Here is a 264-nt window from a genome sequence, read left to right as displayed (position 1 = left end):
CGCTCATGAGCTACAGGACCTCGACGCCAAGTACGAAGGAAGCCGCTGGCTATATAAGCTGCAAAGGTTGCTGGAAACTACAAGCGACTATCATGCTGAGTACGTAGCCATCGTCAACAACCAGAGCGAGCATCCCTCGTTCTCAATTCTGAGTCAGGGTCTTGATCGTGGGTTCTACGGTGTGTACGATACGGTAAACCGCAGCACGCAGCTCGCTTGGTCCACTGATCCTGATTTTGTCCAGATCACACGGGCACAGGAACC

Annotated in this window: 1 protein-coding gene; it reads left to right on the top strand. The window is 53.0% G+C overall.

The features are described from left to right. The coding region (locus tag AC1RPX_RS08000) for a hypothetical protein (RefSeq protein ID WP_481763367.1) at nt 1-264 on the top strand (264 nt) is incomplete at both ends.

Source organism: Dellaglioa sp. CoH-56-MRSF-14, assembly GCF_056782115.1.
This window is presented reverse-complemented; position numbering and strand designations above follow the sequence as displayed.